The organism is Rhodococcus sp. BS-15 (genome assembly GCF_000813105.1).
Taxonomy (GTDB): domain Bacteria; phylum Actinomycetota; class Actinomycetes; order Mycobacteriales; family Mycobacteriaceae; genus Rhodococcoides.
Genome location: NZ_BAOX01000248.1, coordinates 1 through 7,345, shown reverse-complemented (window position 1 = coordinate 7,345; position 7,345 = coordinate 1). Strand labels below are relative to the sequence as shown.

Here is a 7,345-nt window from a genome sequence, read left to right as displayed (position 1 = left end):
TCGAGGGCGGCGAGGTGGGGCTGGTCGGGATCGCGTTCGCGCTGGGCTCGGCGGCCCTGTGGGCTGCCTACATCGTGCTGGGCAAGTCGGTTGCCGACGCAGGCCAGGGGCTCGACGACATGGCTGCCGGTTTCGGAATCGCGTCCGTACTCCTTGCCGTCCCACTGTTCGGGCCGTTCGCGGTCGCGCACTCGAATGCACTGGGAGACTGGCGGATCTGGGTTCTCGGACTGGGCGTCGGACTGTTGTCGAGTGTGGTTCCCTACGTTCTCGATCAGTACGTCCTGGTGCGAGTCGGCCGGGCCCGCTTCGCGTTGTTGCTGGCTCTGCTCCCGGCGACGGCGACGGTGGTCGGGGCCGTGGTGCTGACTCAGATTCCGACGACTCTGGAGGCTCTCGGAATCGTCGCCGTCATCGTGGCCGTCGTGGTCGGTGGGCTGCCTGCCCGCAGAGATCGGGGCGTTGCCGACATTCCGCCGCCCTGACGCGCACGCGACACTGCAGAATGGAACTGTGACCAGCAAGCAGGACGACCTCGTTCACATCTGCACGGCAGGGGAGTGGCTCGCGATGCGTGGTCGGGCCGACTACACCCCGGACTCCTACGAATCCGTGGGTTTCGTGCACCTGTCCACACCCGAGCAAGTGCACTTGCCCGCGAATCGGCTCTTCTCCGGCCGCACGGATCTGGTTCTGCTGCGCGTGGATCCGGCTCGTCTGACGGCACCCGTTCGATGGGAACCGGGGGTGCCGACCGATCCGGAGTCCATGCGCTTCCCGCACCTGTACGGACCGCTGCCGATCGCGGCCGTCACGGCTGTGCTGGACTATCGGCCGGGGCCGGACGGAACATTCGGGGTGCCGCAGGTGTGACGGCATCCACGCAGCAAAGAACAACGACCGCCGATCACAGTGATCGGCGGTCGTTGTTCGAGGTCGAGCGAACGAATCAGTCCAGGTAGTCGCGCAGTACCTGAGAACGCGACGGGTGACGCAGCTTGGACATGGTCTTGGATTCGATCTGACGGATCCGCTCGCGCGTGACACCGTAGACCTGACCGATCTCGTCGAGGGTGCGGGGCTGACCGTCGGTGAGGCCGAACCGTAGACGAACCACGCCCGCCTCGCGCTCGGACAGCGTCTCGAGAACCGACTGCAGCTGATCCTGGAGCAGCGTGAACGACACGGCGTCCACGGCGACGACCGCCTCGGAGTCCTCGATGAAGTCACCGAGCTGGCTGTCGCCCTCGTCACCGATGGTCTGGTCGAGCGAGATCGGCTCACGCGCGTACTGCTGGATCTCCAGCACCTTCTCCGGCGTGATGTCCATTTCCTTCGCGAGCTCTTCGGGAGTGGGTTCGCGACCCAGATCCTGGAGCAGCTCGCGTTGGATACGGCCGAGCTTGTTGATGACCTCGACCATGTGCACCGGAATACGGATGGTGCGGGCCTGGTCGGCCATGGCCCGGGTGATCGCCTGTCGGATCCACCACGTGGCGTACGTCGAGAATTTGTAGCCCTTCGTGTAGTCGAACTTCTCGACCGCGCGAATCAGACCGAGGTTGCCTTCCTGGATGAGGTCCAGGAACGCCATGCCACGGCCGGTGTAGCGCTTGGCGAGGGAGACGACGAGTCGAAGGTTCGCCTCGAGGAGGTGATTCTTGGCGCGGTTGCCGTCACGGCAGATCCACGTCATGTCGCGACGCTGCGCAACGGGAAGCTTCTCGCCCTTTTCCGCGGACTCGCGCATCTTCTCGACCGCGAACAGGCCGGCCTCGATGCGCTTGGCCAGTTCGACTTCCTCCTCTGCGTTGAGGAGTGCGACCTTGCCGATCTGCTTGAGGTAGGCACGGACGGAGTCGGCGGACGCGGTGAGCTCGGCATCCTTGCGGGCCTGGCGCAGCGCCTCGGATTCCTCTTCGTCCCAGACGAAGTCACCGGACGCCTTGTCCTCGGCAGTCGGCTCGGCGGTGGCGTCTTCCTCGGTGTCGTCACCGGCAGCGACCACCTCGACGACATCGTTGGCGGCTGCGGCGAGGTCGCCCTCGGAGATGTCGATGTCTTCGATCCCCGGAGTGCTCTCGTCGGCATCGTCCCCGGACGCCGGTGTTGCTGCTGTCTTCTTTGCTGCGGCCTTCTTCGCCGGTGCCTTCTTGGCTGCGGCGCGCTTGGCGGGTGCCTTCTTTGCCGGTGCCTTCGCAGCGGGTGCTTGACAGCAGGTGCAGGTGTCGCAGACTCGGTTTCGGAATCTACGGTCTGACGGATATCGGTGGCTGCCACGTACGCCCTTTCGTGACGAAGTCGTGCGGCGTCACGCCAGAGTTGTTTCCGGCGGAGAGGTCTTCGGATTCAGCCGGCTGCGTACCGGCACACACCATTGTAACGACCTCTCAGGAGTTTGTTACCGACCCTCGCCCTACGCAGGTGGCAACCCGCGTGTCAGTCCACCGATCCCGCGGACGTACCGGTCTCGGCGGACGGTACGGCGGAGTCCGCCGCCAGTGCGGCGCCGACGATCCCGGCAGTGTTCAGCAGGGTTGCCGGAACCACGGGCGTGCGATTGGTCAGGTGTGGAATCCACTTCTCGCTCTTGCGGCTGATTCCGCCGCCGGCGATGAAAAGATCCGGCCACAGCAGTGCCTCGAACGTCTCGAGAACCTTCGAGACCTCCTTCGCCCACTCCTTGTAGGACAGCCCCTGATTCTCCTTCACCGACGACGCCGCGCGATGCTCGGCTTCCTTGCCGTCGACCTCCATGTGACCGAATTCGGTATTGGGAAGCAGAACTCCGTTGTGCAGCACGGCCGAACCGATCCCTGTGCCGAACGTCAACAGCACGACGACGCCGTCCTTGCCCTTGCCGCCGCCGTACTTGTCCTCGGCCACCCCGGCGGCATCAGCGTCGTTGAGTACGGTGACGTTCTCGGTGCCGATGGCCTTCGCGAACAGCGCGCGGCGTCGGTGTCGATCCAGGACTTGTCGATGTTGGCGGCCGAGCGAGCGACACCGTCGGTCACCACGGCAGGCAGTGTGACGCCCACCGGACCGGTCCACTCGAAGTGCGCGACGATCTCGGCGACGGTGCGCGCGACGGCATCGGGGGGTCGACGGTTGCGGCGTCTCGATCTTGTAGCGGTCGCCGACGAGCTCTCCGGTGCTCAGGTCCACTATTCCGCCCTTGATGCCGCTGCCGCCCACATCGACGCCGAATCCGTGGCGCGCTGCCGCAGCGGTGGTGTTGTCCGAACCTGCCTGTGTCATGTGGATGCCGCTCCTGGCGTGATCGAATCCGTGTGATGCCGTCGCCTCCGAACAATAGTGCGTTTCGGCGTTCGCGGGACGTGACGTCACCGGCGGTCGCTGCGGTGGTGCTCGGACGTCGGTGTGTGTTGCGATGTACGCGTGCCGAAACCAGACCGATCGCAGACCGACACCGCCAGTACGCAATTGCCGGAAGAGCAGGTGGCAGCAGAGGGATCGAACACGCGCGAGGTGGACGTGCTGCGCGAGGTCGCCGTACGGGTCGCGACGCGAGCCGCCGAGCATGTCAGACGGCGTCGTCCCGAGGTCTTCGGCGGCGATTCGAACGAGGGTGACGGCGCGGTGCACTCCAAGAGCACGCCGACCGATCCGGTGACCGTCGTGGACACCGAAACCGAGCGCGTCCTACGCGAGATGCTGGCGCAGCTGCGGCCCGAGGATGCGATTCTCGGAGAAGAGGAAGGCAGCGAGGACGACTCGCTCGACGGTGTGCGATGGGTGCTGGACCCGATCGACGGAACCGTGAACTTCATGTACGGAATTCCGGCGTACGCGGTTTCGGTCGCAGTCCAGATCGACGGTGTCAGTGTTGCGGGGGCCGTGATCGATGTCGCCCACGAGCTCGTCTACTCGGCCGCTCTGGGACGTGGGGCGACGGTGGAGCGGGCCGACGGTACCCAGGAGCAGCTGCACTGTTCCGGTGTCACCGATGTGTCGATGACGTTGTTGGCCACCGGATTCGGCTACGGATCCTCCCGTCGCGCGGTGCAGGGCGCGATCATCTCCGAACTGCTGCCTCAGGTGCGCGACATCCGCCGGATCGGTTCGGCCGCGCTCGATCTGTGCATGGTCGCGTCCGGAGTGGTGGACGCCCACTTCGAACACGGACTCAGTCCGTGGGATTGGGCGGCGGGTGCGCTGATCGCGGCCGAGGCGGGCGCAATGATCAGGCTGCCCGCGGCCAACAGCACCAGTGCGCAGGGTTCGGTGACGGTCGCAACGGCCCCGGGGGATCGCGGACGCTTCGTGGCCGTACTCCGCAGCGCGGGTGCCCTCGATCCGATTCCCGGCTGACGCGGCCCTACTGCGTCAGCAACGCGATTCGCGTGCTGCCGCGAGCAGATCGGCATCGAGTGGTGCAGGCGGTGCACCTGGTGCGGCCCCGGCAAGCGTGCGCAGCACTTCCTCGGCGTCGTCGTTGGGCTGGATCTCGCTGAAGTAGGTACCGAGTGCCAGATCGACCGAGTCGTCGGCGCGGGCGTCTTCGATCAGTTCGGCGCAGGGCGCGACCAGCGACACCGCACTCGCTGCCGCCAGGCCGGCCGGGCCGAACCGAATCTGGCCCTGGCACTGCATGTTCTGATCGACGTAGACCGGATCGTTGCCGACCTGGACGTCCGGCGCGCTGGCGAAACCGTAGTCGCTGAGCTGGGCGGCCACCAGAGCGGCTTGTCCGCGCTCACCGTTGGCGTTGAAAACACGCACTTTCGATGCGGACAGGGCGGCAGGCTCGACGTCGAGCAAGGTCGTCGGGTCCACTTCCTCGCCGAGTGGCGCGGGCAGCGTACCGTCCGACGCGGCGGCGGCGGTGGGCACATTGCATTCGGCGGTTGCCGAGGTGGCTTCGGAGGTGGTGAACACCCTGACCCACACCAGCACTCCGAGCAGAGCCAGTACCGCGAAGACCGCGATGATCGGAAACGCGCGGCGTCGACGGAACGGACGACCTCGACCGTCGACCGAATGGCCTTCGGTGATCAGAGAAACCACAGTGATCTTCGCCTTTCCGTCGGCAGTCGCCGAGACCGGTTCGCAGAGTCGGTTCACACCGACGCGGTGCCTACTGTAGATGGCCGGGGTGCGCGAGGGCGGCACACTCGGCCGGCCCCTCCTTCGATCCAGTGCGCGACGCCCGATTCGGAGCCCGAAACCGGCGTCGAGAAGTGTTCTGCGACGCGCGGAATGAAGCTGCCCATCCCGGTGTTGATGCGGCGTGCACCCAGGTTGTGGACTCGTCGGCGGTTCGGTTTCTGCTTTGTGACCGGCTTCGGCTATTGTCTGGCGGCCGCGGTGCTTCAAGAATCGGACGCCGGTGCACCATCGATCAGGTGAGCGAGGTCTCGATCGGGTTTCAATCGGCGAGTTCTGGGAACTACCCGGTGTAGTTTCGGGCACCGCGCGACGACGAACGGTTTTGAACAGATACGAACATCGGTGGGAGCGAGCAAGCGCCCTCTTCACAGCCGACGGCCACAAGCCGACCACATCGGCAGCTTCCACCACACACACGCACGAAGATGAGGGGTACGAAGACAATGGCAACCGACTACGACGCACCGAGAAGAACAGAATCCGACGATGTGTCGGAGGACTCGCTCGAAGAATTGAAGGCCCGACGCAACGAGGCCCAGTCCGCTGTGGTGGACGTTGACGAATCCGACACCGCGGAGTCCTTCGAGCTCCCGGGTGCAGATCTGTCCGGCGAGGAGCTCTCGGTTCGGGTGGTTCCCAAGCAGGCCGACGAGTTCACGTGCTCGAGCTGCTTCCTGGTCCATCACCGCAGCGACTGGCCAGCGACGCCAACGGTGTACTGATGTGCCGCGACTGCGCGGCGTGACCATCTCCGCACAGACCTGATCGTTCGGATCAGGTCTGTGTCGACGGTTCCGATCGAAAGATCGAGCGGTCGGTCAACGCGCTTCGACGCCGTGCGCGGTCAGGACCGCCAACAGCTCCTCGGGGCGTTTGGTGCTCACCAGCCAGTAGGGTGTCGGATCGTTCGGGTCGTCGAGGACCACGATCACCATTTGCTTCACCCAGGTGCGGTGCTGCACGAAGGCCAGCGGATCGAGCTGCCTTCCAGTGCCGCACTTTTTGCTGTCGCTGGAACGACGGCAGCCTTCGACGCCACATCGAGTGGCAGATGAGCAGACCCGACGCGTAACTCGGCACCGGCCGCACCCGCGACCACCTCGACGCGCAGCCTGCTGAAGGCGAACAACGCCCACGCGATCAGCGGCAGCAACACCACGTAGGGCAGCCAGGCACGAATGCCGGGCGCTCCCATGTGGATCTCCGCAGCCAGCAACACCGCCACGGCCGCGCCCGCTGCCCACCACCAGATCGGCACCCAGAGTCGCTCGGAGTAGAGCACCGAGTCAGCGGGTGCCGTGGAACCCGTGTGAGGAGTGGAGTCGCCGGACTCCGATGCGTGTTTGGCCTGTCGATCTGCAGTCACGAGTCCCAGGGTAGTCGCCACACCGAGACCGAAGCCGGCCAGCGTAGTCTCGTTCCACGTGAGCGACGAAGTCACCGAGTCCGGCAACGAACCGTCCGTCGACCGACCCCCCACCCCGCGGCTGCCTTCCGATCCGTTGTCCGAGGTCCGGGTACGCCGACTCGATCCCGAGCTTCCGGTGCCGACACGGGCGCACGAGGGTGATGCGGGCGTGGATCTGCGAATCACCGCCCCGGTGACGATCGCACCGGGCGAACGCGTCCTGGTGGGGACCGGAATCGCGATCGCTCTACCGTTGGGAACCGTCGGGCTGGTGCATCCGCGATCGGGACTGGCGGCGAAGTCGGGCTTGTCGGTGGTCAACACCCCGGGCACGATCGATGCCGGGTATCGCGGCGAGATCAAGGTGTGTCTGATCAACCACGACCTGCACACTTCGATCGAGCTCGAGCGAGGCGACCGCATTGCCCAACTGATCGTGCAGCGAGTCGAACTGGTGACGTTCGTCGAGGTCGACGAGTTGGACGACACCGTTCGAGGGGCCGGTGGTCACGGTTCGACCGGTGGCCATGCGAGTCTGAAGCAGTGAGTTCCGCCACGACGTTCGCCGGTGGCAGGCACAGTGGAAGCAACCGAGAAGAAGAGGGCTGAACATGTTCGGACGGCGTAAGAAGAACGACGCCGGCAGTGCCTCCGCGCCCGGTGCGGAGCCATTCGTCGACAGCGTCGAGGACGAAGACGACGATGTCGAGGCCGCGGACACGACCGCCGACGGTCCCCACGACCTCGAGGATCTCGACGACGATCGCGAGACCGTCGCCAAGACGCGACTCGACCTCGGTTCGG

6 protein-coding genes and 4 pseudogenes are annotated in these 7,345 nt (G+C 65.6%); 6 read left to right on the top strand and 4 right to left on the bottom strand.

Going from position 1 to position 7,345, the window contains the following annotated elements:
* Nucleotides 1–485 (top strand): EamA family transporter (locus RHBS_RS21430; RefSeq protein ID WP_145977560.1); only part of this gene is annotated, 485 nt, incomplete at its 5' end.
* A 28-nt stretch (nucleotides 486–513) separates the two neighbouring features.
* A complete protein-coding gene (locus tag RHBS_RS21425) occupies nucleotides 514–873 on the top strand; it encodes a DUF952 domain-containing protein (protein ID WP_128646396.1) in 360 nt (119 codons plus the stop codon).
* A 76-nt stretch (nucleotides 874–949) separates the two neighbouring features.
* Here RHBS_RS21425 and RHBS_RS21420 read toward each other — a convergent pair.
* Nucleotides 950–2,280, bottom strand: a pseudogene (locus RHBS_RS21420) (RNA polymerase sigma factor).
* Between the two features lie 159 nt (nucleotides 2,281–2,439).
* Nucleotides 2,440–3,261 (bottom strand): polyphosphate--glucose phosphotransferase, encoded by an 822-nt coding sequence (ppgK, locus tag RHBS_RS21415; RefSeq protein ID WP_374700638.1) that lies wholly within the window; start codon nucleotides 3,259–3,261, stop codon nucleotides 2,440–2,442.
* A 186-nt stretch (nucleotides 3,262–3,447) separates the two neighbouring features.
* Here ppgK and RHBS_RS21410 point away from each other — a divergent pair, with 186 nt between their 5' ends.
* Nucleotides 3,448–4,335: an inositol monophosphatase family protein gene (locus RHBS_RS21410; RefSeq protein WP_374700639.1), complete on the top strand. Its 888-nt coding sequence runs from the start codon at nucleotides 3,448–3,450 to the stop codon at nucleotides 4,333–4,335.
* 15 nt (nucleotides 4,336–4,350) lie between these two features.
* On the opposite strand, the gene cei is transcribed toward RHBS_RS21410, so the two are convergent.
* Complete coding sequence (gene cei, locus RHBS_RS21405; protein WP_128646395.1) at nucleotides 4,351–5,031, bottom strand: envelope integrity protein Cei; 681 nt, start codon at nucleotides 5,029–5,031, stop codon at nucleotides 4,351–4,353.
* Between the two features lie 545 nt (nucleotides 5,032–5,576).
* On the opposite strand from cei, the pseudogene RHBS_RS21400 reads away from it, so the two are divergent.
* A pseudogene (locus RHBS_RS21400) lies at nucleotides 5,577–5,878 on the top strand (DUF4193 domain-containing protein).
* Between the two features lie 73 nt (nucleotides 5,879–5,951).
* Here RHBS_RS21400 and RHBS_RS21395 read toward each other — a convergent pair.
* A pseudogene (locus RHBS_RS21395) lies at nucleotides 5,952–6,352 on the bottom strand (DUF3093 domain-containing protein).
* Nucleotides 6,353–6,635: 283 nt separating this feature from the next.
* On the opposite strand from RHBS_RS21395, the gene dut reads away from it, so the two are divergent.
* Both dut and RHBS_RS21385 read left to right on the top strand, forming a co-directional pair.
* On the top strand, nucleotides 6,636–7,088 hold the full coding sequence (gene dut / locus RHBS_RS21390) for a dUTP diphosphatase (protein WP_237669536.1): 453 nt from the start codon (nucleotides 6,636–6,638) through the stop codon (nucleotides 7,086–7,088).
* Between the two features lie 64 nt (nucleotides 7,089–7,152).
* Nucleotides 7,153–7,345, top strand: a pseudogene (locus RHBS_RS21385) (DUF3710 domain-containing protein); the annotation flags it as partial.